The organism is Brevibacterium sp. 91QC2O2, from assembly GCF_024580695.1.
GTDB classification, from domain to species: Bacteria; Actinomycetota; Actinomycetes; order Actinomycetales; family Brevibacteriaceae; genus Brevibacterium; species Brevibacterium moorei.
This window is the reverse complement of record NZ_JANIJY010000006.1, coordinates 135,725-161,096: the sequence shown is the minus strand read 5'-3', so window position 1 is coordinate 161,096 and position 25,372 is coordinate 135,725. Positions and strand designations below refer to the sequence as shown.

At 66.8% G+C, this 25,372-nt stretch carries 32 protein-coding genes and 1 tRNA gene; 26 read left to right on the top strand and 7 right to left on the bottom strand.

Translation table 11 applies throughout. The annotated features are described in order from the left end of the window. Positions 1 to 14: 14 nt before the first annotated feature. Together NQ036_RS06975 and NQ036_RS06970 are read right to left on the bottom strand one after the other, a co-directional pair. A complete protein-coding gene (locus NQ036_RS06975) occupies positions 15 to 2,072 on the bottom strand; it encodes an FAD/NAD(P)-binding protein (RefSeq protein WP_257057935.1) in 2,058 nt (685 codons plus the stop codon). Beyond that, complete coding sequence (locus NQ036_RS06970; protein ID WP_257057934.1) at positions 2,069 to 4,360, bottom strand: LCP family protein; 2,292 nt, start codon at positions 4,358 to 4,360, stop codon at positions 2,069 to 2,071. Before NQ036_RS06970 ends, NQ036_RS06975 begins: the two co-directional genes overlap by 4 nt. Before the next feature lie 297 nt (positions 4,361 to 4,657). On the opposite strand from NQ036_RS06970, the gene NQ036_RS06965 reads away from it, so the two are divergent. Next, positions 4,658 to 4,746, top strand: a tRNA-Ser gene (locus tag NQ036_RS06965). A 102-nt stretch (positions 4,747 to 4,848) separates the two neighbouring features. On the opposite strand, the gene NQ036_RS06960 is transcribed toward NQ036_RS06965, so the two are convergent. The 4 genes from NQ036_RS06960 to NQ036_RS06945 form a co-directional block, all read right to left on the bottom strand. Next, positions 4,849 to 5,913 (bottom strand): site-specific integrase, encoded by a 1,065-nt coding sequence (locus NQ036_RS06960; RefSeq protein WP_257057932.1) that lies wholly within the window; start codon positions 5,911 to 5,913, stop codon positions 4,849 to 4,851. Positions 5,914 to 5,981: 68 nt separating this feature from the next. Continuing rightward, the gene (locus NQ036_RS06955) at positions 5,982 to 6,404 is read right to left on the bottom strand and encodes an ImmA/IrrE family metallo-endopeptidase (RefSeq protein ID WP_257057931.1); all 423 of its coding nucleotides are present in this window, start codon (positions 6,402 to 6,404) and stop codon (positions 5,982 to 5,984) included. Positions 6,405 to 6,459: 55 nt separating this feature from the next. Beyond that, complete coding sequence (locus NQ036_RS06950; RefSeq protein ID WP_257057929.1) at positions 6,460 to 7,455, bottom strand: HIRAN domain-containing protein; 996 nt, start codon at positions 7,453 to 7,455, stop codon at positions 6,460 to 6,462. A 57-nt stretch (positions 7,456 to 7,512) separates the two neighbouring features. Further along, positions 7,513 to 8,118, bottom strand: a complete 606-nt coding sequence (locus NQ036_RS06945; RefSeq protein WP_257057926.1) for a hypothetical protein — start codon at positions 8,116 to 8,118, stop codon at positions 7,513 to 7,515. 173 nt (positions 8,119 to 8,291) lie between these two features. Between NQ036_RS06945 and NQ036_RS06940 the strand changes: the two genes are divergently transcribed. Genes NQ036_RS06940 through NQ036_RS06915 form a run of 6 tightly spaced genes read left to right on the top strand, consistent with a single transcriptional unit; the run spans position 8,292 to position 10,677 of the window. Continuing rightward, positions 8,292 to 8,645 (top strand): helix-turn-helix transcriptional regulator, encoded by a 354-nt coding sequence (locus NQ036_RS06940; RefSeq protein WP_257057925.1) that lies wholly within the window; start codon positions 8,292 to 8,294, stop codon positions 8,643 to 8,645. Continuing rightward, positions 8,642 to 8,878 carry a hypothetical protein gene (locus NQ036_RS06935; protein ID WP_257057924.1) on the top strand — a complete coding sequence of 79 codons (237 nt, stop codon included), beginning with the start codon at positions 8,642 to 8,644 and terminating at the stop codon, positions 8,876 to 8,878. The genes NQ036_RS06940 and NQ036_RS06935 overlap by 4 nt, the downstream gene beginning before the upstream one ends. Before the next feature lie 60 nt (positions 8,879 to 8,938). After that, on the top strand, positions 8,939 to 9,703 hold the full coding sequence (locus tag NQ036_RS06930) for a phage antirepressor KilAC domain-containing protein (RefSeq protein WP_257057923.1): 765 nt from the start codon (positions 8,939 to 8,941) through the stop codon (positions 9,701 to 9,703). Then, positions 9,687 to 9,920, top strand: coding sequence for a hypothetical protein (locus tag NQ036_RS06925; RefSeq protein WP_257057922.1), 234 nt, complete (start codon positions 9,687 to 9,689; stop codon positions 9,918 to 9,920). Before NQ036_RS06930 ends, NQ036_RS06925 begins: the two co-directional genes overlap by 17 nt. A 9-nt stretch (positions 9,921 to 9,929) precedes the next feature. Next, complete coding sequence (locus NQ036_RS06920) at positions 9,930 to 10,367, top strand: hypothetical protein (protein ID WP_257057921.1); 438 nt, start codon at positions 9,930 to 9,932, stop codon at positions 10,365 to 10,367. Positions 10,368 to 10,371: 4 nt separating this feature from the next. Continuing rightward, complete coding sequence (locus NQ036_RS06915) at positions 10,372 to 10,677, top strand: hypothetical protein (protein ID WP_257057920.1); 306 nt, start codon at positions 10,372 to 10,374, stop codon at positions 10,675 to 10,677. A 145-nt stretch (positions 10,678 to 10,822) separates the two neighbouring features. Here NQ036_RS06915 and NQ036_RS06910 read toward each other — a convergent pair whose 3' ends face one another. Next, positions 10,823 to 11,026, bottom strand: coding sequence for a hypothetical protein (locus tag NQ036_RS06910; protein WP_257057918.1), 204 nt, complete (start codon positions 11,024 to 11,026; stop codon positions 10,823 to 10,825). A 23-nt stretch (positions 11,027 to 11,049) separates the two neighbouring features. Here NQ036_RS06910 and NQ036_RS06905 point away from each other — a divergent pair, with 23 nt between their 5' ends. From NQ036_RS06905 to NQ036_RS06815, 19 genes are all read left to right on the top strand, one after another. Continuing rightward, positions 11,050 to 11,271, top strand: a complete 222-nt coding sequence (locus NQ036_RS06905; RefSeq protein WP_257057916.1) for a hypothetical protein — start codon at positions 11,050 to 11,052, stop codon at positions 11,269 to 11,271. After that, complete coding sequence (locus NQ036_RS06900) at positions 11,268 to 12,158, top strand: hypothetical protein (RefSeq protein WP_257057913.1); 891 nt, start codon at positions 11,268 to 11,270, stop codon at positions 12,156 to 12,158. The genes NQ036_RS06905 and NQ036_RS06900 overlap by 4 nt, the downstream gene beginning before the upstream one ends. Beyond that, positions 12,158 to 12,715, top strand: coding sequence for a single-stranded DNA-binding protein (locus NQ036_RS06895; protein WP_257057911.1), 558 nt, complete (start codon positions 12,158 to 12,160; stop codon positions 12,713 to 12,715). Before NQ036_RS06900 ends, NQ036_RS06895 begins: the two co-directional genes overlap by 1 nt. 13 nt (positions 12,716 to 12,728) lie before the next feature. Beyond that, a complete protein-coding gene (locus tag NQ036_RS06890; RefSeq protein ID WP_257057909.1) occupies positions 12,729 to 12,923 on the top strand; it encodes a hypothetical protein in 195 nt (64 codons plus the stop codon). A 9-nt stretch (positions 12,924 to 12,932) separates the two neighbouring features. Continuing rightward, a complete protein-coding gene (locus NQ036_RS06885) occupies positions 12,933 to 13,313 on the top strand; it encodes a hypothetical protein (RefSeq protein WP_257057906.1) in 381 nt (126 codons plus the stop codon). Further along, positions 13,300 to 13,845, top strand: a complete 546-nt coding sequence (locus NQ036_RS06880; RefSeq protein WP_257057904.1) for a hypothetical protein — start codon at positions 13,300 to 13,302, stop codon at positions 13,843 to 13,845. Before NQ036_RS06885 ends, NQ036_RS06880 begins: the two co-directional genes overlap by 14 nt. Positions 13,846 to 14,026: 181 nt before the next feature. Further along, positions 14,027 to 14,509 carry a hypothetical protein gene (locus NQ036_RS06875; RefSeq protein ID WP_257057902.1) on the top strand — a complete coding sequence of 161 codons (483 nt, stop codon included), beginning with the start codon at positions 14,027 to 14,029 and terminating at the stop codon, positions 14,507 to 14,509. 136 nt (positions 14,510 to 14,645) lie between these two features. Next, positions 14,646 to 16,001: an HNH endonuclease gene (locus tag NQ036_RS06870; protein ID WP_257057900.1), complete on the top strand. Its 1,356-nt coding sequence runs from the start codon at positions 14,646 to 14,648 to the stop codon at positions 15,999 to 16,001. After that, entirely contained in the window at positions 15,998 to 16,333 is a 336-nt protein-coding gene (locus NQ036_RS06865; RefSeq protein WP_306439959.1) for a VRR-NUC domain-containing protein, read from the top strand. The genes NQ036_RS06870 and NQ036_RS06865 overlap by 4 nt, the downstream gene beginning before the upstream one ends. Further along, positions 16,330 to 17,082 carry a hypothetical protein gene (locus NQ036_RS06860; RefSeq protein ID WP_257057897.1) on the top strand — a complete coding sequence of 251 codons (753 nt, stop codon included), beginning with the start codon at positions 16,330 to 16,332 and terminating at the stop codon, positions 17,080 to 17,082. The genes NQ036_RS06865 and NQ036_RS06860 overlap by 4 nt, the downstream gene beginning before the upstream one ends. A gap of 102 nt (positions 17,083 to 17,184) precedes the next feature. Continuing rightward, a complete protein-coding gene (locus tag NQ036_RS06855; RefSeq protein WP_257057894.1) occupies positions 17,185 to 17,562 on the top strand; it encodes a hypothetical protein in 378 nt (125 codons plus the stop codon). Positions 17,563 to 17,890: 328 nt separating this feature from the next. After that, positions 17,891 to 18,334, top strand: coding sequence for a hypothetical protein (locus NQ036_RS06850; protein WP_257057889.1), 444 nt, complete (start codon positions 17,891 to 17,893; stop codon positions 18,332 to 18,334). Next, positions 18,318 to 19,991, top strand: a complete 1,674-nt coding sequence (locus NQ036_RS06845) for a phage terminase family protein (protein ID WP_257057886.1) — start codon at positions 18,318 to 18,320, stop codon at positions 19,989 to 19,991. Before NQ036_RS06850 ends, NQ036_RS06845 begins: the two co-directional genes overlap by 17 nt. Before the next feature lie 4 nt (positions 19,992 to 19,995). Continuing rightward, positions 19,996 to 21,471, top strand: coding sequence for a phage portal protein (locus tag NQ036_RS06840; RefSeq protein WP_257057884.1), 1,476 nt, complete (start codon positions 19,996 to 19,998; stop codon positions 21,469 to 21,471). Further along, a complete protein-coding gene (locus NQ036_RS06835; protein WP_257057881.1) occupies positions 21,468 to 22,607 on the top strand; it encodes a hypothetical protein in 1,140 nt (379 codons plus the stop codon). The genes NQ036_RS06840 and NQ036_RS06835 overlap by 4 nt, the downstream gene beginning before the upstream one ends. Positions 22,608 to 22,681: 74 nt before the next feature. After that, positions 22,682 to 23,371, top strand: a complete 690-nt coding sequence (locus NQ036_RS06830) for a hypothetical protein (protein WP_257057880.1) — start codon at positions 22,682 to 22,684, stop codon at positions 23,369 to 23,371. Positions 23,372 to 23,405: 34 nt separating this feature from the next. Then, complete coding sequence (locus NQ036_RS06825) at positions 23,406 to 24,275, top strand: P22 phage major capsid protein family protein (protein ID WP_257057878.1); 870 nt, start codon at positions 23,406 to 23,408, stop codon at positions 24,273 to 24,275. Between the two features lie 52 nt (positions 24,276 to 24,327). Then, positions 24,328 to 24,927 (top strand): hypothetical protein, encoded by a 600-nt coding sequence (locus tag NQ036_RS06820; RefSeq protein ID WP_257057875.1) that lies wholly within the window; start codon positions 24,328 to 24,330, stop codon positions 24,925 to 24,927. Continuing rightward, entirely contained in the window at positions 24,924 to 25,364 is a 441-nt protein-coding gene (locus tag NQ036_RS06815) for a DUF6093 family protein (protein ID WP_257057873.1), read from the top strand. Before NQ036_RS06820 ends, NQ036_RS06815 begins: the two co-directional genes overlap by 4 nt. Positions 25,365 to 25,372 lie beyond the last annotated feature (8 nt).

The following is a 25,372-nucleotide window of genomic DNA, read 5'->3' as shown; positions in this document are numbered from 1 at the left end:
ATGTGACCTTGGGGTCAGTCGGCGGTTGCCGAGACCCCTGTGATCCCCAGAATCTCGCGGGCGATCGTGTCGGCGTCACGCAGCGTCCGGGCATCGGTGCCCGGGTTCGCGGCGATCGCCAGACCCAATTGGACATCGGACAGCTGGATCGAGAGCACGAAGCGGTGTGGGTGCTCCCGGCCCAGGGAATCGACGGTGTGATGGGCCGGTCCCGCGACCCGCAATCCCGTCCCCGGGATCAGCGTCGCGCCGGAGCGGACCTCGGCTGCGGACAGTCTGCCGCGTTCCACCAGCCCGGAGACGAGTCCATCGGCGGCCCGCCTGACGTTGTTGGCCGGCGAGGCCGCATCCACCAGGGCCCTGGCCCGCACCTCGCCGGGCACTGCGGGGGATGACACGAGGAAGCCGGCCGGTGCGCCCGCCGGGCTGCGCCGCACCTGCATCCGGGGCCCGGCGAAGCGCGCCAACCCGGCCTCGGCCAAGGCGATGAGTTCGGCGTAGCGCTGCGGCGGCGGCCCATCGCACAGTCCGGCGACCAGGTCCTCGAACCAGCCCCTGACCTCGGTTGCGAAGCTGTCGGGGGCCAGCCGGCCATCGGCCACGATCTCCTTGAGCAGGGTGCGGGCGGCCCACAGCACGGCGAAGACCGCCTTGGACGGAGCCAGCTCGCAGCCGAGCAGGGAGTCGCGCAGGTCCTCGCGCAGGAAGGCCAGCATCGCATCGTGCAGGGATTGCCCCTCGGCCGCCGAGGCCCCCGCCTCCCGGGTGGTGAACTCCCTGCCCTCGAGGGGCCGGGCCAGGCGTGCCAGGTCCAGACGATTGGTGGGCTCCGGCACCGCGCGCGCCTCGAAGGCCTCCCAGGCGCCCCTGACTTCGGCTGCGGTGCGGCCGTGCACCGGCCCGGCAGAGTTCGAAAGGCCCGGCTCCAGCCCGGCCGCGGTCGCAATGGCCCGTTCCATGGCCTCGGCCGAACAGGTCAGCGCCTCGGGGGCCGAGCGGCGCATTGCCGTGTACCAGGCCAGCCGCAGATCGGCCAGGATGAGCGGCCACAGATGTTCGTTGAAGCGCAGCGGACCGGCCTGAGTCGGAATTCCGGCGGCCTCGGCGGTGAAGAAGTGCAGCCGGTAGTCCGGCATGCCGTGCTCGGCGGTGACCGGCTTGCAGCGGTAGGGGGTGCCGCGCCGGGAGCCTGGGACCAGAATCGGTTCGGCGCCCGAGGCCCGGTAGACGAGCTCGTCCCCCGCGGGCTGGAAGCTTCCGCCGCGGCCATGGGTCAGTCGGGCCATGAGGTCGAAGAAGTTCAGGCCGAAGCCGCGGAAGGCCACGGGTTCGCCGGGCAGCAGGCCGTCCAGATCGGCCTCGGCGGGCAGTCCGGGTGGCACGTAGTCGAGCCCGGCGTGCTGGGCGAACTCGGCGAAGGAAGCACGCTCGGCGCCCGGGGCGGTGGGGATGTGGCCCAGGCACAGCACCACATCGGTGACCTCCAGGGTCGTGCCGTCGGATAGGCGGAGCAGCTGCCGGTCCTGCGCGTGATCGGGCTCGACGATGTCGGTCGCCTGTGCCCGGTGGACCCGCAGAGTGACGCCGGGGGCTGCCTCGGCGGCCTCGCGGACGAGTTGGAAGGCATCGTCCAGGTAGGCGCCGTAGAGGCGGCGGGAGGGGAAGACCGTCGCGCACTCCGCTGCGGTATGGGTCGCCGGGTGGCCGGGGGCGCATTCGACGTCGCGGCGGGCACGCCACCAGGTGCCCATATCGGGGCCGAGGCCCGGGACCAGGTCGGTGCAGGTGTCATCCGGGAAGACCGTCTGATCGCCGATCGTGGTGTTCATCAGCAGTTCGGCTGCCTGTCCGGTGCGCCAGACGCGGCCCGCACCGGGCGGGTACGGGTCGATCAGATCGATGACGAGGTCCGGTACCGGGCAGGACGCCGAGTGGGTGGTCGCAGTTGTGCCGATGCGCCCGGCGGCCGCGCGGGCATTGGCGATCAGCCGTTCACAAACGCTCAGACCGCGGGGCCCCGCGCCCACCACCGCAACGCGGACGGTGGACGCTGCCGGGCCGCCGCCGGTCACTTGTCAGCGGGGCCGGGCCAGCCCAATTTGGTCCAGTCGGTGCCCTTGGGGCGTTCCGAGGGATAGCACATACCGGACTCATCCTCCAGGCCGGCCTTCTTGGCGCGGTCCTCGGCGGTCTCCGGTTCATCGGTCTCGGTCGGTTCGGCGCTCGGTTCGTCCATCGCCCCGCTCTTGTACTTGTCCGAGCTGTCGACGCCCTCGACCGCTTCCTGCTGGCTCTTGGTCTCCGGATCGGTCTGTTCCTCGACCCAGTCCTTGAGCTCATCGAAATCGGGCTTGTAGGTCTTCGTCACGCCGTTGTTGATCTGCGCGGACTTCAACTTGCCGCTTTGCATCTTGATGGCAAGCTGCAGGAATGCCGGGATCTCATTGCCGGGGATGCTGGTGGCGACATTGTCCCCGGCGGCGCCGGCCAGCTTCGGATAGGCGACCGCGATGGTCTGCGGATCGGCCTGGCTCAACACGGTCTTGAGCATGCGCTGCTGGCGGCACATCCGGTCGTAGTTGTCCGATAGATGGCGGGAACGCACGTACCACAGGGCCTTCGAGCCCTTGAGCTTCTGCTTGCCGGGATCGATCCAGCCCTTGACGGGGTACATGCCGCCGGTGGACAGATTATGGCCGCCGCCGATCGGAATCGGCCGCTCCACATCGATCGTCACGCCGCCCAGGGCGTTGACGACGTCCTTGAAGCCCTGCATGTTGACACTGGCCCAGTAGTCCAGGTCGAGGCCGGTGGAACCGGTGACCGCCTGCATGGTCGCCCACATGCCCAGTTCCAGGCCGTGGGTGTCGACGTCCTTGAAATCGGCCTTGTTGTCGGTGCTCCAGTCCCAGACCGCGTTGATCAGGTCCTCGTCGGAACTGCCGGTGGGACGGAAGCCCTCGGGCCAGCGCTTGGCCAGCGGGCTGCCCTTGGGGAAGATCGGGAAGGCCAGGTTGCGGGGGATCGAGATGAGCGTCGTATTGCCCGTCTGCGTGTCGATCGAGGCGACCAACATGGTGTCGGGGCGCGTGCCCTCGCGGGTATCCGAGGAATCCCGGCCCATCAGGAAGACATTGACGTGCTTTTTATCGGCCCACAGGTCCTCCGCGCTCATCGCCGGTCCGGCATCGGAGCCGAAGATCTTGCTGTAGGTGGAGGCCGTGACGCGTGAATAATAGGCGCCCACGCCCATGGGCAGGCCGGTGATGAGGATGAGCGAGGCGACCAGCACTCCGCCCAGCAGACGGCGGCTGCGGGTCAGTCGGTGCCCCCGCCGCAGACTGAAGTAGGAGATGAGGATATTGATCGCATAGATGGCGATCAGGCCCATGAGCAGATAGGACAGCACCGTCATATCCGCGGCGCTGCCGATGAAACCGGTCAATGCCCGGGTGGGACCCTTGATGAGTGCATAGGCCGCGATCGCCACCAGAGTGAGGACGAATCCGCCGAACAGCACCCAGCCGGTGGGGCTGCGCCGGTTCCGGTGCAATACGCCCAGTCCGGGGACCAGGGTGCCCAGGGCGGTCCACCCGACCAGTCCGGGGAAGCTGGTGTTCGCGCCCGCCCGGTAGCTGGGGTGGCGGCGTGCGTCTGTGTCGTCCTCGGGCCGGATGTGAATGGTGCCGTCGGGATCGCGGGCCGGGATGGGTGCCCGGGCTGCAGCGGTTGCCGCGGCAGCCGCTGCGCCGGTCGTACCCTGTGCAGCGCCGGCCGTCGCACGTGCATTCGTGGCCGCGGCAGCCCCGGCGGCAGTCGTCCCGGCCGTCTCTGCGGCTCCGGCGAGGCCGTTGGGGCCCGGGCGCGGAGTGCTCGACTCGTGTGCCCGGCGGGCGTGCCGTGGATTGCCGCGGCGTGCGCCGGGCCGGTGGTCTTCGGACTCGGCGTCCTCGTCGGTGGAGTCCGTCCCTGTGGCTGCCTCCCACGTGGCGGGCGGAGTTTCGGTGCTCGGCTCCATGGAGAAGGTGGAGGGGATCTGTGAAGTTCCGGGTTGGGCCGTGTCACCAGCCGCGTGCTGCTGGGAGGGCGCCGGGGGGATGCCATCGGCCGTATAGGCGCTTTCGGCCTCGCTGCGCGGGCTCAGATAGCGGTTGCCCATATGGGTCTGCGCCGCACGGGCACGGGCGGCCGCCTCCATGGCCTTGCGTTCGGCCCGGGTGCGCGGTACCTGTGAACTGCCGGGCGTTGCGGGCGCCGAACTCGCGCGCTCCTCGCCGCGGAAGCTGGGTTTGGCCGATGCGCGGCGGGGCTCAGCGGGCGAATCGGGCATCTTATCGCCCTTGTTGTCCTCTCCCGACAATCCGAACTCCTTGAAATCGTGCCCGGCTCCGGACGGGCCCACCGAGTGGGGTGGCCGCCGTAGAAGGCATGGGCGTAGTGCAAAACCATCCCGAGTTTATCGGTTCCGGCTGTGTAAACGTGCAGATCCGGACCCGTAGTGCCTGGACGGTCGGATGAGAGGTCGCCATGTGACCCTGTACAGGGCGTTGTACGGCAGATCCTGTGCGGCAGGGGAGCCGTTCGTTTTGCGAGGCCGTCCGTTTATCTGTAGGCTAGTGCTGGTTGTGTTCCCGCCCTCGGGTGGGAGGCGATCAGTGGAGTCGTGGCTGAGCGGCCGAAAGCACCACCCTGCTAAGGTGGAGTCCCTTGAACTGGGGACCGAGGGTTCAAATCCCTCCGGCTCCGCGTTATCCGGAACCCCCGCTATCCCAGGTAAACACTGGGGAAGCGGGGGTTTCTTCATGCCCACAAACCCACCCCGTGCCCACACTTTGCCCACACTCCGAATCAGACCGCGCGCTCGCGCGCGGCATCGAGGGCAACGGCCACCGACTGCAGGTCGTCGGGGAAGAGGTCGCTGTAGGTGTCCAGGGTCAGCGCGGCGCTCTTGTGCCCGAGCATCCGCTGGACCGCTTTGACGTTCGCGCCCGCGCTGATGGCCAGGCTCGCCGCAGTGTGCCGCAGGTCGTGCGGGGACAGCATCGGCACGCCGGCATCGAGCACAGCAGTCTTCAGCCAGCTCTTGCGCGTCGCCGATGTCCGCGGCGCCCGCGCATACCCGCCGTCACTGCCCGGGAACACGATCCCCGCCGGCACCCGCCCGCGCAGCTCCGCGACGAGGAACCCCGGCAGCGGCACCGAGCGGAGCTCGTGCCCCTTCGGCGTGCCGAGGATGACATGCGAGCCGACCTCCACCGCGTTCCGGTGCACGCTCACACGCCCGAGCACAAGGTCCACGTCGGGCCCGTGCAGGCCGGCCAGCTCGCCCCACCGAAGACCGGTGTACGCGAGCATGTCCACGATGACCCCGCGCGCCCCGGCGGCCGCCGCCAGCCGCGCGACCTGCTGATGGGTCAGATACACGCGCGGCTTCGGGATCCGCCGGGGCACCGGGACACCGCGCGCGGGGTTGGCCGGGATCAGATGATCGGCCACCGCGGACTCCAGGATGGACGACAGAATCGTCAGACAGCGCGTGGCCACCGAGTTCGACAGGCCCAGGCCGGCGATCCACTCCTCAACCTGCGACCGCCGCACGTCCGCCACCGCCGTGCCGCCCCACCGCGGATCCACATGCTTGCCCCAAGACTGCCGCATCGTCGTCGCATACGACGGCTTCCAGTCCGCCTGCCGGCCAATCCAGGCCTCACCCAACTGCCCAATGGTGACCCGGCCCGCGCTCGGGTCGATGTACGTGCCCATCAGCTTGGACGTCTCCACCGTCGCCGCAAACGCCTTCGCATCCCGCATCGTCTTGAAGCCCCGCCGGTCCGTCTGGGACCGGTCCGGCTTCCGATACCGCACGCGGTACCGCTTGCCGGCTTTGGTCTGGTAGGCCGTGATCGTGGCCATGGTCGTCTCGATTCTCTGAAATCAGGGTCGGTAAAAAGCGCCACCGCCGTGGCGCATTCAATCAGGTGTTAGGGCTGCTGCCAGTGCGCTCGCGCGATCCGCTCCAGGACCTCACGCTCGCCCGGCGTCAGGCAGGTGAGGCGATCGCGCAGCACATCATCCGTCACCCACAGCGCCTCGGCCGCTTCCGGCACCGTGCCGGCCCACCGCGCCGTATCGCACAGGCACTCCAGCGGGATCAGGCGCCGCGCAGTCTCGCGCTGCACTCGCGCCTCCACTCCGGGGGACTGACCGCACCGGTGGCCCATGTCGATGTGCACCAGCTCGTGCATGAGCGAGCAACGCCGCTGAGTCTGCTGGATCCGCGTCGACATCCAAATCAGGTCCGCGCCGTTCGTGCTCGCGTACATGCCTGCCGGCATGTCCGCGCGCCAGGAGATCACCACATGCCCGCGGCGCTGCAGGTCATGCCATGGGTGGGGGATATTCACACGTGCAGATTAGTACACGTGATCGAATATAGAAGTGAAATCCGAAATATGAGATTCACGCAAAGTGAATGATGCTGCTCCCCAATGCTGCTGCAGCTCCGGCCAGGCCTAAACCCGCACCTATGAGAACGGCGCACCCTCCTGACTTCGCAGCCGACTTGGCCGCTGGCGACTGAGGCTTTGGGGGTGCCGGGTGAAGATCTAGCCATGATGGTTTGTACGCTCTCGGCAGCGCCTCTAATCTGACTCCGGAATCGGGAATGAGGATCGGGGCAGACGGAAGGTCACGGACCCACTCATCAGGAAGTTCATCGGACTTCGCGGCTTTGAATGTCAGCGACGCCGACAGAGCCGAGCCCTTGATCGTGCCCCATACAACCACCCGCTTCCCCATATCCTCAGCATGCCGCAGGGCGGCCTCGAACTTCTGCCCAGTCACCGAAGACAGCTCGCCAACATGCTCCCCGTCGAGATACACGTACACGATTGTTCGCTCTTGCCCGTTCTTCAACGTTCTCGCCCCTAGCCGGAACTCAAGGTAAAGGCGGCCCTCGCCGCTACGGGGCACGTAGTTGAAGAGGACATCGAAGTGATCTTCCTCCTTCACCACTTGGGCACTACCCCCATCGGGAAGGAGAGATGATTCGGCAGGTGCGTCATTCAACGCGAAGACCTGCTCAGGCTCGGGCAGATACAGGTCGGCACCAGCGAACCCACCCTCATCTATATGATCCAGGTAGGCTGGCGACCATCGCAGATTGCAGTCCACCTGAGGGATATAGCCGCTCGCCACGAACCGAGCTACGATCGGCCACCAGGTTTCCAACTCATCAGCCGGGATATACCCGATGCAGGTCGACCCGACTCGAACTGAAATCGCATGCGCATCATGCGGATTGTCGGGCTCTGGGACCAGAAACACCGAGGCGCTTTCCCGATAGCTTTCACTCGGATCGGTGACGCTGAGAACCTCTTTCATTTCATGCCGGCGATAACGCGTGCCGGCCACCTCGATGTAGCTACCGCGTCCGCGAAGGTGGAAAGGTTGCATGGGGTCTCCTGACTGCATCGTGTCGGCCAAACGGCCAACCACGGGGGATAGGTGCGGCTACTGGCCGTCTAGAGGGCGCTCGCGGTCGGCCGCGTAGCCGAGGATCTTCTCGATGGGGGTGTTGTCGGCTTCCTCTTGCCGCCGGCGGAGGTGGGCGAGTTCGTCGCGGGTCGGGGTCTTCTGGTCTTGAGGCTCGGTTTCGCGCGGTGTTCCCGCCGCCGGTGGGTCTGCCACGGTAGCGGCCGGGGCGCGGTGTCCGTTGTCTGTGGTAGGGGAGTGGTCGGCATGGTTCCTCAATTCGTGTAGCTCTTTCGTCTGCTTCACGAACACGCGGGCCAGGCTCACTAGGACATGGCGTTGGTCATCGCTGATGATGTCGATGTCCGGCGGCAACTCATCTACGACAGGCCTTGTCGGGGTCGGAACGCCGGCGGCAGCGAAAGCTACCTCGGCGGGGACCCCGGCCAGGGTGGCCAAGGCCTCGATCGTCTCGCGCCTTGGGGTCGATGTGTATTTGCCATTGAGGATCTTGTCCACGGTCGTGTATGACAACCTGAGCCCACGTCGATCCGCCTCCGTCTGGAGCGCTCGCCCTCGCTTGCCGCCGTTCTCATCGGACGCTAGCTGTGCGAGCTCCTGGAGCGTCGTGACCTTGGTCGTCATGCCGTCAATCCTCGCTGTCAATATTTCACTAGTGCCACCGTGCGGAGCGGCCAAAAATAAAAGTCAATAGCCAGGGTACCGCGCAAACACTGGGCAAGGAGCGGGCACTGTTGACAAGTGAGTGGTAAACGCGTGATACTTCACTTGTATATTCCGAAACGAAGGGGCAAGATATGACCTACCAGGCGATCGTTCCAATGCGCCGGCCCAACAAGAAGAAGCCCAAGGCTCGATACAACCGGGAGGTGTACATGGAGCCAATAGACCGCGACCTCCTCCGAGAGTTGAGGGATGACAAGGGGTACACCCAGGGGCAACTGGCGATGCTGTGCCAGTGCAGTCAAGCCACAATCTCAGCACTCGAACGGGGTGTCATGAAGTACTGCACCAAGGATCTGGCTGACACCATCGCAAAATGGCTGGGGCGCAAGACCCGCGAACTCTTCATTGAGCATGGGGGTGCTCGCGTGCATCGAGTGACAAACGCGCGAAACTCTAAACGACAGTCAGGGAAGGTGGCAGCATGACGGGTCTCGACGGTTACTTCGCCAACGATGAGACTCCGACCCTGCTCGCGCGGATCGACGCGCAGGCCGCCCTCATCGCCAACCGAGTCGCCGACATGGCGGCTGAGCTCATCGACGATCGTCTAGCCGCCGGCGGCTGCCTCAGCGGTGACGACTTCGACATCCTGCTGTACCGCGAGGCCAAGGCCGAGCTCCACCGCCGCGCCACTACCCGTACCCAGACCACCAAATGAAATGTGCCCCCACCTACTGCCATAGGTGAGGGCGGGACCTCCAGAAAGGAGACCAGTCAGATGAACGAGCTGATGAACATCTTCAGCTACCAGGATACCGAGATTCGGGTGGTCATGGTCGACGGTGAACCGTGGTTCGTCGCCGCGGACATTGCTCGGATCCTCGGATACCGCATGGCATCGGACATGACGCGGCGCCTGGACGAGGACGAGAGGGGTACGCGCTCAGTGCGTACCCCGTCAGGAGAGCAGGAGATGACGGTTATCTCTGAGCCGGGCCTGTACTCGGCGGTGATGGGGTCGCAGGTACCAGGTGCCAAGGCGTTCAAACGATGGATCACCCGCGAGGTCCTGCCCTCGATTCGCAAGACCGGCGGATACGGCGCCACACCTGCCGCGTTGGATGACCAGCAGATCGTGGCCCGGGCGTTGCAGATCACCACGGCGCAGGTCGCCGAGCTGGAGGCCGCCCGCGCGGTGGACGCGCCGAAGGTCCAGGCGTATGAGGCGCTCATGGACTCGGACGGGGCGTACAGCATTGGCGCGGTCGCGAAGATCATCGGCCAGGGCTGGTCACAGAACCGCCTGTTCCAGTTCCTCCGCTCCGACGGTGTTCTCATCCCGAAGGGACACTTGCGCAACACGCCTTACCAGCGGTACGCGCACCACTTCGACGTGGCCGCCGGATCGTATGAGCGCTCGGACGGTACGCGGGGGACCAGCCACACCACCAGGGTCCTGCCCTCCGGCCTGGACTTCATTAGGCGCCGCATCGCCGCGGCCCAGGCCAGGAAGGAGGCGCCCGCCGATGCCGTCGAGGACTAAGCCGGCCCCGCCCACCACCCTGGGCCCGCCCCCGCTCAAGCCCGAGGACTTGGCCACCCGCTGGGGGACCACGACCGAGGAACTCAGGCGCCTGCGCTATCAGGGACGCGGCCCCGCGTTCTGGAAACTCAACCGCGCACAGGTCCGCTACAACCTCGCGGATGTCATCGCCTACGAGCAGGACACCCACACCCAATCCGACCGATACGCCTCATAGGAGAACACCATGACGATCACCCAGGGCGATAGAGATATGGCCCGTGCAGCTTTCCTGGTGGACAAGGCGATCCACCGCGCTCACATTGAGGTCAACGTTCTGCAGAAGAAACTCGCCGAGCTCGATGCACACCAGGCTTACGCCATGAGCCGGTGGGATCTGCTCGACGACATGGTTGCGCTGGCGCCTGCGATCACGCGCGATGCCCAGGGCTACTGCAAGGGCATCGACCAGATCGCCAACGTTCTGCAACCACATAGCCCAGCGGACCTGGCCCAGATGGTCCGGGACGGAAGAGACCCCCAGTACGTGCCCGTCGAAGACTGGACAGGCCAGGATGACGCCACCGAGGGCGAGACAGACAAGCCATTCCCTCATATGGTGGCGCGCCGCGCGGCGGATCGTGGAGGTGATGGGGATGACTTCCACGAGCCCGCAGCCGGCTAACCCGATGCCCGAAATCTTTACCACCGACGATTCGTCCGCCCTGGAGGACACCATGAGCCAGACCATCAACGAAGCCATCGAATACCAGAACCACACCGCCACCGACGAGCGCCGCGAGGCCCGCAGGATCCGCCGCGCTCGCCAGGAGCGGCGCCGCATCGGCTTCCTGTACACGCCGCCGGCCGCTGTCCTGGCTGTCACCTACGTGGTGGCCCTGGCACACGACAGTCTCCAAGGGGAGCTGTGGTCCCTGGTGGGCCTGGTGGGTGTGGGGTTGGTGGCGGTGCTGGTCGAGGGACGGTGCCGGTGATGTCGTGGTTGAAGACGCCGCGCGCCCGGACGCTCAGCCGCAGGTTGGAGACCAGGCGCCCGCAGGTCAGACGGAACCGTATTTGGGAGGGGTCACCGTATCCCTGGATCGTGTACACGCCGGGGAATCGGCCACCAGTCACGATTCACCATACGTGGGCCGAGGCGATGGAGGCGGAAAACCTCCTCGCCAGCCGGGGCGCCGACACCCGGCCCACGACGAACGAGCCGCCGTGCTGACGCGGGTGGTGGCCGCGCTGGCGACCTGCCACGCGTGCGGGATGACAGCCAAGCAGTGCCGGCGGAATCAGCAGCAGTTCGATGTGGCGTGCTGCCCGGACTGCCCGCATGAACGAATCGTGAGGAGAGAACAGTGAGTGAGACGAAGACCCCAGGTGTGGAGGTCGTACCGGATGCACGGCACCTGGCCGCGGCCCAGGCCCTGCATAAGGAGGTGGAGCGCCGGCAGTGGAAGGCCTCGGAGGGATTCCACACACAGCGCTCGTGGGAACAGGCCGACAAGTACACGCAGGACGGATTCCTCGGCATGGCGCGGGTCGCCTTGGCCGCTGCCGATCGGGTGGGTGCGAGATGAGTGCCGAGGTTATTGAGATCAAGGGTGGCATGGTGTCTGTGAAGTCGGAGGGCGCCGAGCAGCCGCCTGTCCGCTTGCCGAAGCTGTTCGAGCCGGCGCCGGTGTCGGTCACGGTGCCGATGGGTGCACTGTTGTCCGCGTGCAAGGCGATGCTGCCGCACGTCCCGTCTGGGAAGGCTGGTGGCCACCCGTATGACGGCGTCGGCTTCACGTTCTCGGATTCGTGGATGGTCATCTCCGGTGGCATGGCGAACAAGGCCGTGGTCCGGGTCCGCGTGCACGATCATGAGGGCTTGACGGGTGGCATCGAGTCGGATCGTGCGATCGTGCAGCGCGAGGTCCTCACGAAGATCACGCGCCTGTTCAAGGTTCCGAAGATCGAGGGCGATCCGGATCCTGACGCGGCGATCACCGTGACGGTGCACCCGTCATCGGACGGCGTGGCCACGAACCGGAAGGTGCTGTCGGTCGCCCGGCGGGAGAACGCGCACATCAACGATGATTCCCTGCGTCCGCCGGCGGAGCTGGAGTTCGCGGATACCACGGGCATCATCCCGGGGGAGAAGTTCATCGCACAGTGCCAGCCGGAGAACAGCTACATCCCGGATCTGATGGGCCGCGTCCTCGCGGTCAAGCCGGTGCCCATGTGGGGCGGCGAGACGATGTTCGGTTGGAACCCCGAGTCCCTGGGCGCGATCGCGGCGACGTCGGCCGCGCTGGGCCGCCGCCCGGTGATCGCCCCGACCAGTGACGAGGAACTCTTGCACGTCACGGTGGGGGATAGGTTCGTGGCCACCGCGTTCCGCGAGTCGATGGGCGAGAAGCGCCTGGAAGAGGAACATGCCCTGTCCCTGGACTGGGTTCGGGCGTTGGAGGGGATGCACTGATGGCTGGCGAAACGATCATCACCGTGGTTGGGAACCTCACCACGGACCCCGACCTCAGGTTCACACCGAACGGCTCCGCGGTCGCGAACTTCACCGTGGCCTCGACCCCGCGCACGTTCGACCGCCGCACGAACGAATTCAAGGACGGCGAGACCATGTTCCTCCGCTGTGCCGCATGGCGGGACCTGGGCGAGAACGTCGCCAGCTCCCTGGCCAAGGGCACGCGCGTGATCGTGCAGGGCCGCCTCCGCGCCCGCACGTTCGAGACGAAGGAGGGCGAGAACCGCACCGTGTTCGAACTCGACGTCGACGAGGTGGGCCCGTCCCTGCGCTATGCCACCGCGGCGGTGCGCCGCAACGAGCGCCCGCAGGACCGAGGCCGGGACCAGCAGTGGGGCCGCGACCAGCCCACCCACCCGCAGGGCCAACCGCACACGGTCCACGGCGCGGGCAACGGCACCGGCCAGGCCACCGACGACCCCTGGGCCACGCAACCCCAGGGCCAGGCCGCCGGCGGATGGGGACAGGAACCCCCTGCCGACGACAACCCCTTCTAGACAGGACACCCGAATGAGCATCACCACCGCACTGGGCCTCGGCATCGGCCTGGGCGCCGCCGCAACCCTCATCGCCGTCGTCGCGATCATCACCGTGCCCCTGGCCCTCGGCCGAGGCGAAGACCCCACCGACGAACCCGACGATGACGACCCCGACGACACCATGCACATCTGCGACAACTGCCTCGCCGAAGACTACGACCTCTAGGAACCACCCATGAGACACCACCGCACCATGTACCCGCAGGCCTACATCCAGCCCGACCAGAACGGCTTCGACCAGGTCCGATTCCGCCGCTACGCCCCCAAAGCCCACCGCCGCCTCATGGCAGCCCGAAGAACCCACGAACGCCAAGAAGGCGCCAAAATGCGCGCCATGCGCCAACGCCTCGGCATCTCCCACGCCGAACTCCACATCGTCACCGGCCTCACCCAACACGAACTCCGCAAAGCAGAAAAGGGCCACTACGCAGGAGTCATCTGGCACGGACTCCCCGGCCGCACCAGCATCAGCTACACCGTCGCCTACAACATGGGCATCGGACTCATCATCGGAAGCCGACACCGCGCTCGCAGGAGCAGCCATGCCGACGACTGACCAGAGCAACATCTTCGACGTGATCCCCGAACCACCGAACCGCATCTGGGAACCCGGCGAGGTCGAGTGGATGCGGGAGTGCCTGACGTTCCTTCGCTGGGAATGCACGGACACCCTCGAAATCCTCGCGTGCCGCGGCCTCGGCAAGACGCACGCTTGGAGCCTGCCCGGCCCCGGCATGGTCGGCATCCCCATCGCACGCCTGGACGACGCCCTCTACGAAAGGGGGTCAGGCGAGACCGTACTCCAGTGGAGGTGCATGTGCTGGACCGACCTGGACGACCTCCTCTACGAACACGAGGACGAAATAGCCGATCTCCACAGCTGGGGGAGGGAAGCCTGGGCGCTGACATACCCCGAAGCCGTCAAGGCCTTCCAACGCCCACTCGACCTCAGAGCAGACGCGAAGGACTGGAAGAACATGACCACAGACAGCGGAGTCGCCGAGTTCGCCCGCCCCGCATGGGACCTCGCAAACCACCTCATCGACACCGCGCTCGCAGCCCTCGCCCGGGCACGGATCACGTCATGACCCAGCGAGCCGAAGCACCGAAATACGCGAGGTGCAGCGACTGCCCGGCCACACTCCACTCCTGCAAGATCCTCACCCGAGACCGCGGCCGACCCTGCTGCCCCACCTGCAACCACCACCCACCCGAACCAGAAACCGAAACCACCCCGGCACCCGACCGGGCCACCAGAAAGAGAAGACGATGACCACCGAAACCATCAAAATCAACGGCACCCACGTCGACTACCCATACGCCAGCCAAGCAATCCAGAAATGGGTCCGGGACAACGGCCTCGACCCCACCCGAGTCCGATCCGGAAGCGTCGAAGTCAGCACCTCCATCGGCGCAGACAACGGCCTCATCTACTACAGAGAACTCCCCGCCAACCGCGACGAGATCCGCGAAAACGCAACCCTCTTCGACTACCCACTACGCACCCACCTCATGACCATCGCCCTACCCACACCCGAACCCACACCCTGGTACACCGGCCCACTCAACACCGGCTCCATCGAAGCCGGCGCGCTCGCCGCCTACGCCCACGACCACCTCGACAGCCACAACATCGTGGAGGTCTGGGACGGCGAAGTCGAGACGACCAAGCAGGACTACCGCCTGCTCGCCCAATCCGTCATCCGCGCCGCCCGCGCCGCAGCCGCCGAGGGAGATGAACCGGACAACTGACCGCCCGAAAGCACCCACCTAGAACACCACCAGAAGAACAGGACGGACCCGAATGCCTTGGCTCAGAGTCGGAGACACCAGCGCGAATCACCCGATCGCGCTCGCGGTGCTCGAGTATGCCGGTTGTGATGACCGCATGCTCAACGAGGCATTCGGGTTCGTCCTGCGGTGTGCTGTGCAGTCGACGGCGCACCTGACCGACTACGTGATCACGCAGGGCACCGCGGTGGCCATGGCGGGCCAGTCGAGGGCAACGGAGCTCATTGGCATGGCCCTGGCCGCCGGCTACTTCACGGAGACGCTGACCCTGGCCGATGGTCGCACGGCTTACAAGCTGGTCGACGATGACACATTCCTGCACATGCGCACGCGCGAGGAGATCGACTGGGAACGACAGCGCAAGGAGGACAACAAGAACCCTGCGCTGACGATCCCCGCGCGCCTGCGTGACGGCGACGCTTGCCGCTATTGCGGCCTCGTCGTGAATTTCCATGGCAACCGCCGCGGCCAAAAGGGCGGCACCTATGACCACCTGGTGAGGAAGCCGCAGGGCCCAGACGACATCGTGGTTGCCTGCAACGCCTGCAATGCGACCTTGCTGGATGCGCCCCGGTCTCACCGGGAAGCGGAGATGATGCCGGTCCCGCCCCGCCCCTACTTCAAGCCGAAGACGCTGGAGTGGCTCAGGGACCACGAATACGTGCACATGCACAACCTGCCCGTGCCCACGCAACGTGAGCCGGATGTGGCAGCTGGGCGTGTGCCGCCCGGCCGGGAGAAGGGCGCCCCAGCAACCCGCTGGGACGGACCCGAGATCCCGGCCGGGCATGAGGACGATAGCCGGCCTGTGCGGCCTTCCACGACGGTGGAGCACGGCCCCGCGGATATCGCTCCTACCCCGGGCCCACTGTCTGGTCCGCAGGGCATCCCCACACCAGTGGGTGGCCCCGCAGACAGTGGCCCGGGGACTGATCCAGTGACCACCACCGGCGCCGGCGGCAACCAGCCGCCGCGCCCGGCCCGGACTGGCAGCCAGCCGGCCCGGGCCATGGTGGCCACGCCTGTACCTCGGACTGTGCGGCCTGCCACCCCCAGGGTGGCTGACGGCCCCGCGAGCATGCAGGCGGATGCGCCTGGACTGTGCGGCCCTGCCTCGACGGAGGTTCGGGGCCCCGCAGACGCATCCGACGATCAACCGGCCACCACGCCCGCCGGCAGCCAGCCGGGGGACGTGGGCGCCGAGGTCACCCGGACTGTGCGGCCTTCCACGACGGTGGAGCATGGCCCCGCGGGTGACGAGCAGAGAAGACATAAGCCCAGGTCAGAGGGTCCCGCTAGATCCGACTTGAAACGAGTAGATCGCCAGCGTGGAGGATCTGGAGTTTCCGGGACGGGTCGGGACGGGTCGGGCCGGGTAGGGAAGGGGCGGGAGGCTGCGCCCGCAGGGCGCACGGCCTCGGCCAAGAGGAGAGCGAGAAGACGGGGGAGATGAAGACTATCGAGTTTCTCCAGTCCCGGGCTAGTCGTATGTCTGAGAGGGATTTCCAATCTCAGGTTGTGACTCTGGCTCGGGCTTTGGGTTGGCATGTGGCGCATACGTTCGACAGTCGGCGGTCTCAGGCTGGGTTCCCGGATCTGTGTCTGCTCCATTTGGAGTCGGGCCGGTTGATGTTCCGGGAGTTGAAGCGGCAGGACGGTCGGTTGCGGCCGGAGCAGTCGGAGTGGTTGGCGTCGGCGTTGCGTGGTGGTCATGACGTGGCGGTGTGGAGGCCGTCCGACCTGGTGTCGAGGCGGATCGAGAGGGAGCTGAGGGTTCGGGTATGAGTGTGTCGGAGTGGCGTGGGCTGCTGGATCGGACGTGGCAGGTGTGGGCTGAGCTGCATGTGTCGAAGTGCCGGATGGATGTGATGCCGGCGCGTGGCGGGTCGTCTGCTGGCGCACCGGCGCCGATGAGGTTCGGTGCGGCGGATGTGCAGGAGCGGATCCGGGGCGTGTTGGTGGAGATCGCCACGGCGTACGCGCGGGACTATCGGGTGCGGCGTGTGGTGGATCGGGATATCCGTGGGCTGTTGGACATGGTCAGGCAGTCGGTCCTCTGGGTCGACAAGCACGAGGGGTCGGCGCAGTGGTATGCCAGGTTGCGGGCTCTGGTCGATGAGGGTTGGTCGGTGGTTGATCGGCCGGCGGACCTCGCGTGCTTGGGCGTGTGTGGTCTGCCTGTTGGTGATCCGGCCGAGACGTGTGAGACGCAGGTGTGGTGCGAGCAGGGGGACAAGCGGGTGCAGTGCCCGGGCTGTGCCGGGTGGCATGACGTGCAGGAGGTGAGGGACCGGAAGCTGATGCGGGCCTCGGCCGCGCGCATGCCGCTGTCTCAGGCTGTGCTGATCGTGCGTGCCTCGGGCCTGTCCATCACCGAGGTGCAGGCTCGGCACTGGACCAAGCGGAAGGACGGCGCAGGCAAGCCCAGGCTCAAGAGCGTGGGCACGAACGGCGCCGGTGTGAAGCTGTACCGCATCGGTGATGTGATCGCGGCAAAGGGCAGAGCTCGCAAGTACGAGCGGGCTGTGAGTTGACAGCTCGCCAATTTGGCCCATACCCTTGACATAACGTCAGCACAGCTGGGAAGGAAGCCCCGAGGCCATTACGGCCCGGGGCTTCCTTCATGCTCGGGGCAGGTGATCACGGTGCCGTTGATGAAGAAGTGCAACGAGCCTGGGTGCGTCGAGCTGATCCCGAAGCCACAGGCCCGGTGCGATCGGCACAGGCGGCAGGCAGACAGGCGGCGCGGCACGGCTGCCCAGCGTGGCTACGGCCGTGAGCACCGTGCCCGGTTCAGGCCCGGTGTGCTTGCCCGCAACCCCATCTGCGTGATCTGCTTTCGCGCGCCGGCCGTCGTCGCTGACCACTACCCGATGTCGCGGCGCGAGCTGGTCGACGCGGGCCTCGATCCCAACGATCCGCAGTACGGCCGCGGCCTGTGCATCCCATGCCACTCGCGCGAGACGGCCGAGAACCAGCCGGGCGGGTGGAACGACCGACGTTCGAAACATTGAGCCCCGCCCCCGTTGGGGCAAGGTTCCCTGTCGAGTGGGGCAACCCTAAAAGAACAGGCTCACTTGCCGGGGGGTGACCCCCGGAGGGGGGTCGCTTTAGTGCCGCCGGTGAGGGCTGAATAGCTGGAAACGGGTTCAAAAATCCTCGGATTTCAGGGCCTCGAAACCGGTCTGGAGGGCCGGAAAACCGCGCCGCGACGGGCATCAAACAACAGCAAAGTGCAGCTAAGTGACGGCTGAATTCGTGACCATCTGACCCGCAACGGGTTCGAAGGGGGAAATGATGACATCCGGAGGCGCTCGCGCACGGTCCGGTCCGGTCGCGGACATGGACAGCTACCGACAGCGGAAAAGCGATTCCGATTGGCGCACCCTGCCCGACAAGGTGGAGCGCCGTCGCACCCCGAACTGGCCGCTGAACCCGCCGCCCACCGACCGTGAACGCACCGTGTGGCGCAGGCTCTGGCGGCAAGGCCAGTCCATCGTGTGGGAAGAGCAGCACCAGGCGCACGCGGTCGCGATCTACGTCCGGATGGCGGTGGTCACCGAGGAAGACCCCCGCGCCGTACCGATATCGCTGCTGACGGAGTGCCGCCGCCGTGAGGACGCGCTGGGCCTGTCCATGGACGGGCTTCTACGGCACAAATGGCGGTTCGCGCCGCCCCCACCGGAGATGCCGGTGGACCCGAAGAACCTGGAAGATGACGAGCCGATCCGCACCGCGGACCGGCTCGCAGCATTCCTGAGTCAGTCCGATGACACCGAGGCCTGACTACTCCATCCCGAAGCCCACCGAAACGCTCGGCTACATGCTCACCGACTGGCTCGGCCGGCACGCGGTCGTCCCCGAAGGCAACCTGGCCGGCAAGCCGTTCGTTCCGACGATCGACCACACGATCTTCCTGGCCAACCACTACCGCCTCCGCAAGGATGCCAAGTACGGCGAGGCCGGATCCGCGTTCCTCTACCGCCGGTCCGCATGGATCGCCGCGCAGAAGGTCGGAAAGTCGCCGGGCATCGCAGGCCACGCGCTGATCGAGTTCGTAGGCCCCTGCCTGTTCGCCGGCTGGGCCACGGGCGGGGAAACGTACCGGTGCCGCGACCACGGCTGCCCGTGCGGCTGGGAGTACGAATACGGCAAGGGCGAGCCGATGGGCCGGCCCTGGCCTACCCCGCGCATCCAGCTGGCCGCCGTGGTCGAGGACCAGGTCGAGAACACCTGGGGCGCGCTGGTCCCGATGATCAACGACGGGCCACTGTCCAACGTCATCCCGCGCGCCGGCGAAGAGTTCATCCGGCACCCCAACGGGAACCGGGATTCGAAGATCGAGATCGTCACCTCCAAGGCCGACTCCAAGCTCGGCGCTCGCATCTGCGCCGCGTTCCCGGACGAGACGGGCCTGTACACGGACTCGAACAAGATGAAGAAGTTCAACCGCACGCTCATGCGCGGCCTCGGCGGCATGAACGGACGGATGGTCGAATCATCGAACCCCTACGACCCCACGGAGAACTCCTGGCTCCAGGACACCGTGGAGCTGTCCCAGGATGACGTGTACGTCCACTACTTCCCGCCGCCCGTGAAGCTCGACTTCAAGGACCCTGCCGACCGGCGGAAGATCTTCGAGTTCAACTACCAGTTCTCACCCTGGGTGGACCTCCGCTCCATCGAGGGATACACGAAAGAGCTCCTGCTGACGAACCCCGGCGAGGCCGAACGCTTCTACGGCAACCGGATCGTCGCCGGTAACAACGCCTGGATGCCCCGAGGAGCATGGGAAGAGCGCTCGCGGCCCGCAGCGGTTGTGCAGCCGCGCACCCGGATCTGTCTGGGCTTCGACGGCTCGGAGTCCAACGACTGGACGGGCATCCGCGCCGAGACCCTGGACCTGCACCAGTTCACTCCGACCTATCACCGGGGTGAGCGGGAGGCGATCTGGAATCCGCGCGACTGGGGCGGCCGTGTGCCGCGCCTGGAGGTCAACGCGGCGTTCGAGGACATCGTGTCCGAGTACGAGGTCGTCCTCTGCTACGTCGACCCGTTTGGGTGGGGAACCGAGTTGGCCACCTGGGCCGCCCGTTGGGGCGACCGGGTGTTCGTCGAGTGGCGCACGAACCGCACGAACCTCATGTGGGAGGAACTCGAGCAGTTCCGCACCGACGTGGTCCAGGAGGATTCGACGTTCACGCACGACGGTAATAAGACCGCGGGCATCCACATTCGCAACGCCGTCGAGAAAGCCTTGGGCGCCCAAGGGAAGTACTACATCGAGAAGCCGACCGAGGACCAGAAGATCGACCTGGCCATGTCGTCGGTGCTTGCGCACTCGGCGACGGTCGACTCGATCAAGGGCGGGGCCGCGAATCGGCCCGACAGCATGATTTACACAGGTTCATCCACAGCAATGGGATCGTATGGGAGGTGGTGATCGAATGCCGTATCTGACATTCGAATCGGCCGCGCGCGTGACGGAGCGCCTGTCGCGCGAGCTGCTGTCCCGCCGTCCTGACATCCAGTCGGAGTTGGCCTATTACAAGGGCGAGCAGGGTGCGCTCAAGTTCGCCAGCGAGAAGTTCAGGAAGAAGTACACGGGCCGGTACAAGGGGTTCTCGGACAACTGGTGCCAGCCCGTGGCTGACGCGGGCCCGGAGCGCATGACCGTCCTGGGCATCCGCCCGTGGGCGTCCGCGCGCGCCGACGATGCGACGAACCGCGCGTGGGAGCGGTCCGAGGCCGCTGCCGGCATGCAGACTGCGCTCATCTGCCGTGCCGCAGCCCGCCGGTCGTTCGCCATGGTCGCGCCCGGCCGCACGGATGACACTCCGCGGATCACGTTTGAAAACCCCGATTCGACGATCGTGGACACGGACCCCGCCACCAAAGAACGCCGCTACGGCCTGGTCATGTGGGTCGACGACAAGATGGAGTACGCGACCCTCTACACGCCCCTGGAGATCTACAAGTTTCAGCGGGAGACGCACGAGGACCGCTACGAGCGACAGGGCCGCCCTGTCGACCTCACGGCCGGCTGGCAGCCCCGCGGGGACGACGCCTGGGCATCAAATCCCTTCCAGGAGGTCCCGATCGTGGAGTTCGCCAACGCGGACCTGTTGGACGACCAGCCCCGATCGGACATCCGCGGCGTCATGGCCATGCAGGACTCCATCAACCTGATTTGGGCCTACCTGCTCAACAGTTTGGACCAGGCCTCGATGCCTCAGCGCATCATCACCAACGCGGCTGCACCAGAGGCCCCGATCCTCGACGCGAAGGGCCAGGTCATCGGCCGGCGGCCCATCGAGCTCGACGGCCTGGTCGACGAGAAGATCCTCTGGGTCCCCGGCGAGGCGAAAGCCCAGTTCTGGCCGGCTGCGCAGCTGGAGCCGTTCTCCAAGGTCATCGACCAGGCGGTGGAGCACATAGCCTCCCAGACACGCACGCCCCCGCACTACCTCATGGCCAAGATGGTCAACACGGCCGCCGAGGCCCTGACCATCTCCGAGGCGGGCTTGGTCTCCAAGGTTCGCCAGGCCATCACCCAGGTCAACCCCGGTGTGCGCGCCATGTACCGACTCATGGCCCTGGCCATGCGCCGCCCCGCCTCCGAGGTCGAACGGCTGTCCGCTGGGAAGGTCATGTGGGCCGATATACAGTACCGGTCCGAGGCACAGCGCGCGGATTCCCTGGTGAAGAAACGCCAGATGGGCTACCCCATGGAGTGGATTCTCGAGCAGGACGGAAACGACCCCGAGCAGGTCGCTCGCATCATGGAGATGATCCGCACCGAGCAGGCCCAGGACCCACTGGCCGCCGCCCACTACGCCGGTTCCGCCGCCGGCCCCCAGACCCCCGAATCCGGTCCGGACGCCACCGAGGCTGGGCCCCAGTATGAGCGCGGCGCCTGGTGACCATCGACCAGGTCGTCGCACTCAACCGCGACAACACCACCGCGCTCGTGGGATCTGCCTACCGCCACTCCCTGACCGCATGGAACCAGGTCGACCCCGGAGCGATCGCAGCCTCCTGGAGTGATCTGCTGCCGGCCGCAGCATCAGCCGTGGCCACCGCCCAATACCTCGCCGGCACGAACACCGCGGCGCTCGCGTACACGGCCCTGGACGCGCAGGACATCGACGCGGCCGGCCCAGTGCCGAACCCAGCGGCAGTCGCGGGATTCATGCCGGAGACGGGCGCCCTGGTCGAATCGGCCCTGGCCGGTGTCGGATTCCACGCGCTGGACCGGATCGCCGGCGGCCAGGCCCCGGCCCAGGCCCTGGCCGCCGGCCGGTTCGAACTCGGCGACCTGATCCAGCTGGCCACTGCGGGAGCGGGCGAGGCCATGGGGTCTGTCGTCACGGCGTCCCGGTCTCAGACGATCGGGTGGGTGCGCGTGGCCCAGCCCGGATGCTGCATCCGCTGCTCACTCCTGGCCGGCCGCTGGTATCGCTGGAACCGCGGGTTCAAACGGCACCCGGGATGCCGGTGCGAGCACTTCCCGGCCCGGGAGGTTCCCGGCGGCGACCTGGGCTCGGACCCGTACCAGCTGTTCGAATCCCTGTCCGAATCGGAGCAGGCCCGCATCTGGACCCGCGCGGGCGCGCAGGCGATCCGCGAGGGCGGGGACATCTACCAGATCGGCAACTCGATCAGCCGCCCACTCACGGACGGCACCCACCGGACCGGGCGGGAACGCTACACCACGGAGGGCACGACCCGGTACGGCGCCTACCGGCGCTACACGGCGCGTGGCCAAGCCGGGAAGCGCCGCATGACGGTGGGGGAGATCTACCGGCAGGCCGGCGACGATCGCACCCTGGCCGTGCGGATGCTCTGGGAGAACGGCTACATCTTCGACGAGGGACAGATCGCCGGCGGCGTGATCCGCGGCCAGGTCGAGGGCTTCGGCAAGTTCGGCCGCGGCGGCACCCGCGCAGGAGCCCGAGAGGCAGTTCTGAACGCCCGCCGCACCGGAACCCGGGATCCCCGATCCATGTACACGGCCACCGCCGCCGAACTCAGAGAACTCCGCGCCCAGCAGCGGTAACCCACCACCCACAAGCCACCCGGCCCGCGCTCGCGGTCCGGGCCCAACCCATGCGCAATGCACAGGAGGACCCCATGACGATCAAGCTGCAGCAGACCCCCACCATCCCCGCCGACAACCTGGACGACTCGGGCAACGCGCCCGACGAGGATCAGCCGACCGGCCAGGGAGCCGGGGACCAGGGTGAGGGATCGGCCCACACCGGCGACGACGAGGACGAAGACGACGATGAGGACCCGGAGGGGTCAGACGCGTTGGGCGACCCGGGGAAGAAGGCCCTGGACACGATGAAGGCCGAGCGCAACGCCGAGCGCAAGGCACGCCGGGACCTGGAGAAGCGCATCGCCGACATGGAGGCCGCCCAGGCCAACGCCGGTAAGACCGCCGAAGAGCAGGCTGCCGCCCAGGCCGAGCGCGACCGAGAGACCGCACGCGAGGCGAAGACCAACGCGAAGCTCGTCCGCGCCGAGATCAAGCAGGCCGCCGCAGGGAAGTTCCGGGACCCCGCCGACGCGCTCGCGTTCCTCGACGTGGCGTCGTTCGACGTGGACGAGGACGGGGATCCGGATGCTGAGGCGATCGCCGAGGCCATCGAGGACCTGTTGACGCGCAAACCCCATCTTGCCGCGCAAGGCGGCGCCCAGAGTTTCGACTCCGGCCGGGGGAAGCCCCGCCCGAAGAAGAAGCTCACGAAGTCCGACCTGACGGGTATGTCTGCCGCGGCAATCGCGAAGGCGTACGACGAGGGCCGCATCGACATGTAACCGCCCCGCCTGGGGCACTACCAGAGGAGACAGTATGTCTATCGAGAAGTTCATCCCGGAGGTGTGGGCCTCGAAGATGCTGCTGGAGTTCCAGCGCAATGCGATCTTCGCAGGCCTGACCAACCGGGAATACGAGGGGGACTTGACCCGGGGGCAGACGGTCCACATCGTGTCCCCCGTCCCGGTCAAGATCAAGGACTACGCGGCCGCCGGCCGCACGACCACGGCTGACGATATCCAGGACACTGAGATCACGATGACGATCGACCAGGAGAAGTCGTTTGACTTCTACGTCGACGACATCGACAAGGCCCAGTCGGTCAACCCGTCCGAGCTCAACGTCTACGCCCAGTCCGCGTCCTACGGCCTGGTCCAGGACGCCGATCAGTTCCTCGCGAACCTGGCTGTGAAGGACACGAAGGTGCCGACCTCGACGGTCGATCCCGCTGACGTACGGCCTGGGAACAAGGAGGCGGGGAACAATGCGTTCAACGTCCTGCGTGACCTGCGCAAGGCGTTGAACAAGGCCGACGTGCCGGCGGAGAACCGCGTGTTCGTCGCCAATGCGGAGTTCGAGGCCCTGCTGCTCTCGGCTGACTCCAAGCTCACCAGCGCGGACACCTCCGGCACCACGTCGGGTCTGCGCTCCGCGGCGATCGGCAACATCCTGGGATTCACCGGGTTCACGTCGAACAACCTGACCGAGGTCGACAAGCCGCAGGTCATCGCGTTCCACCGGTCTGCGATCGCCTACGTCTCCCAGATCGAGAAGACTGAGGCCATGCGGGCGGAGAACAAGTTTGCCGACCGCCTGCGTGGACTGCACGTCTACGGCGGCAAGCTGGTCCGCCCGGAGGCGATCGTGAAGTTCACCGGGGTGGAAGCAGACATCAAAAACCCTTGATCCCGGGCGCGGATACGTACCCGGGACCCAATACGTATCCAGGGGGCTGACCATGCTCATCAGCGTGGACGCCCTCGCCGACTACGGCCAGGAAATCGACCCAGACGACAAGCGGACAATGGCCACGGCAACGCGGATGATCAAGGCGGCAACCGCCGCGATCACCAGTGCGGCCGGCGCACCCATCCTCGCCCGCGAATCAACCGTGGTCGTCCTGGGCATGGACGAGCGGATCCTCGATCTGCCCGGCCTGCCAATCCGATCCGCCTCCACCGTCCTCATGGACGGCACCCCGGTGACGGACTGGAAACTCGCAGCCTCGGGCCTGTACCGGCCCGCCGGCTGGGCGGACGCCTCGGGAGCCGTGACCGAGGTGCAGGTGACCTACCAGCACGGCCTCGACGAGGTACCCGCCGACATCGAGGCCCTGTGCGCGTCCATGGTCATCGCGGGCATCCTCGCCGCCGAGGACGACGGGTGGGAACTGCAGAACGGATCCCGCTCGTCGATCCGCATCGACGACTACCAGGAGTCCAACGCCACCAGTGGGGAGGGCGTCGAGCAAGTCACGCCCATGTCCCTACCGGAACGCACCCGCAAATGGCTCGCCAGCCAGTTCGGTGGCGGCGCTCGCGTGCTGAGGACGCTGTGAGCCGGGCGGAGGCCGCGGTCATCCGTGGCATGCGCCAGGCCGAGCGCCACATGCTGCTCGTGTGCACCGTCGACCGTGTCCTCAGGGAGTGGACGGACGAAAACGATCAGGCGCATGTGGAGACCGCGAGGATCTACCCGGGCCCGGGCCAGGACGGCCGCTGCAAGATCACCTCGTATGAGGGATACGAGCAGTCGGCTGAGGTGGCCGGCGCCCGGCTGGTCTCCCAGCGCCTGACCGCGCATTTCCCGACCGGCGCCGCGGACCTCAACGTGGGCGACATCGTCACCATCACGGGATACCGCGTCTCCGACGCCCGCGCGAAGGCCCTGCGCCTGCCCCGGTTCATCGGCAACCGATACCGGATCGCGCAGGAGGGCGGTTTCCGCGACCACGCCACCGCCGACCGCGTTTTCGTCGACAAGATCGCAGGATAGGAGGCCGG

What these genes read in the sequence shown, in the direction of transcription:
- NQ036_RS06825 (WP_257057878.1), top strand. Translation starts at nt 23,406, where the DNA reads ATGTCTATCGAGAAGTTCATCCCGGAGGTGTGGGCCTCGAAGATGCTG.
- NQ036_RS06920 (WP_257057921.1), top strand. Translation starts at nt 9,930, where the DNA reads ATGACGATCACCCAGGGCGATAGAGATATGGCCCGTGCAGCTTTCCTG.
- NQ036_RS06915 (WP_257057920.1), top strand. Translation starts at nt 10,372, where the DNA reads ATGCCCGAAATCTTTACCACCGACGATTCGTCCGCCCTGGAGGACACC.
- NQ036_RS06945 (WP_257057926.1), bottom strand. Translation starts at nt 8,118, where the DNA reads ATGACGACCAAGGTCACGACGCTCCAGGAGCTCGCACAGCTAGCGTCC.
- NQ036_RS06960 (WP_257057932.1), bottom strand. Translation starts at nt 5,913, where the DNA reads ATGGCCACGATCACGGCCTACCAGACCAAAGCCGGCAAGCGGTACCGC.
- NQ036_RS06940 (WP_257057925.1), top strand. Translation starts at nt 8,292, where the DNA reads ATGACCTACCAGGCGATCGTTCCAATGCGCCGGCCCAACAAGAAGAAG.
- NQ036_RS06875 (WP_257057902.1), top strand. Translation starts at nt 14,027, where the DNA reads ATGACCACCGAAACCATCAAAATCAACGGCACCCACGTCGACTACCCA.
- NQ036_RS06840 (WP_257057884.1), top strand. Translation starts at nt 19,996, where the DNA reads ATGCCGTATCTGACATTCGAATCGGCCGCGCGCGTGACGGAGCGCCTG.
- NQ036_RS06890 (WP_257057909.1), top strand. Translation starts at nt 12,729, where the DNA reads ATGAGCATCACCACCGCACTGGGCCTCGGCATCGGCCTGGGCGCCGCC.
- NQ036_RS06950 (WP_257057929.1), bottom strand. Translation starts at nt 7,455, where the DNA reads ATGCAACCTTTCCACCTTCGCGGACGCGGTAGCTACATCGAGGTGGCC.
- NQ036_RS06935 (WP_257057924.1), top strand. Translation starts at nt 8,642, where the DNA reads ATGACGGGTCTCGACGGTTACTTCGCCAACGATGAGACTCCGACCCTG.
- NQ036_RS06870 (WP_257057900.1), top strand. Translation starts at nt 14,646, where the DNA reads ATGCTCAACGAGGCATTCGGGTTCGTCCTGCGGTGTGCTGTGCAGTCG.
- NQ036_RS06910 (WP_257057918.1), bottom strand. Translation starts at nt 11,026, where the DNA reads ATGCGGGCAGTCCGGGCAGCACGCCACATCGAACTGCTGCTGATTCCG.
- NQ036_RS06930 (WP_257057923.1), top strand. Translation starts at nt 8,939, where the DNA reads ATGAACGAGCTGATGAACATCTTCAGCTACCAGGATACCGAGATTCGG.
- NQ036_RS06845 (WP_257057886.1), top strand. Translation starts at nt 18,318, where the DNA reads ATGACACCGAGGCCTGACTACTCCATCCCGAAGCCCACCGAAACGCTC.
- NQ036_RS06830 (WP_257057880.1), top strand. Translation starts at nt 22,682, where the DNA reads ATGACGATCAAGCTGCAGCAGACCCCCACCATCCCCGCCGACAACCTG.
- NQ036_RS06865 (WP_306439959.1), top strand. Translation starts at nt 15,998, where the DNA reads ATGAAGACTATCGAGTTTCTCCAGTCCCGGGCTAGTCGTATGTCTGAG.
- NQ036_RS06895 (WP_257057911.1), top strand. Translation starts at nt 12,158, where the DNA reads ATGGCTGGCGAAACGATCATCACCGTGGTTGGGAACCTCACCACGGAC.
- NQ036_RS06880 (WP_257057904.1), top strand. Translation starts at nt 13,300, where the DNA reads ATGCCGACGACTGACCAGAGCAACATCTTCGACGTGATCCCCGAACCA.
- NQ036_RS06885 (WP_257057906.1), top strand. Translation starts at nt 12,933, where the DNA reads ATGAGACACCACCGCACCATGTACCCGCAGGCCTACATCCAGCCCGAC.
- NQ036_RS06900 (WP_257057913.1), top strand. Translation starts at nt 11,268, where the DNA reads ATGAGTGCCGAGGTTATTGAGATCAAGGGTGGCATGGTGTCTGTGAAG.
- NQ036_RS06860 (WP_257057897.1), top strand. Translation starts at nt 16,330, where the DNA reads ATGAGTGTGTCGGAGTGGCGTGGGCTGCTGGATCGGACGTGGCAGGTG.
- NQ036_RS06850 (WP_257057889.1), top strand. Translation starts at nt 17,891, where the DNA reads ATGGACAGCTACCGACAGCGGAAAAGCGATTCCGATTGGCGCACCCTG.
- NQ036_RS06925 (WP_257057922.1), top strand. Translation starts at nt 9,687, where the DNA reads ATGCCGTCGAGGACTAAGCCGGCCCCGCCCACCACCCTGGGCCCGCCC.
- NQ036_RS06820 (WP_257057875.1), top strand. Translation starts at nt 24,328, where the DNA reads ATGCTCATCAGCGTGGACGCCCTCGCCGACTACGGCCAGGAAATCGAC.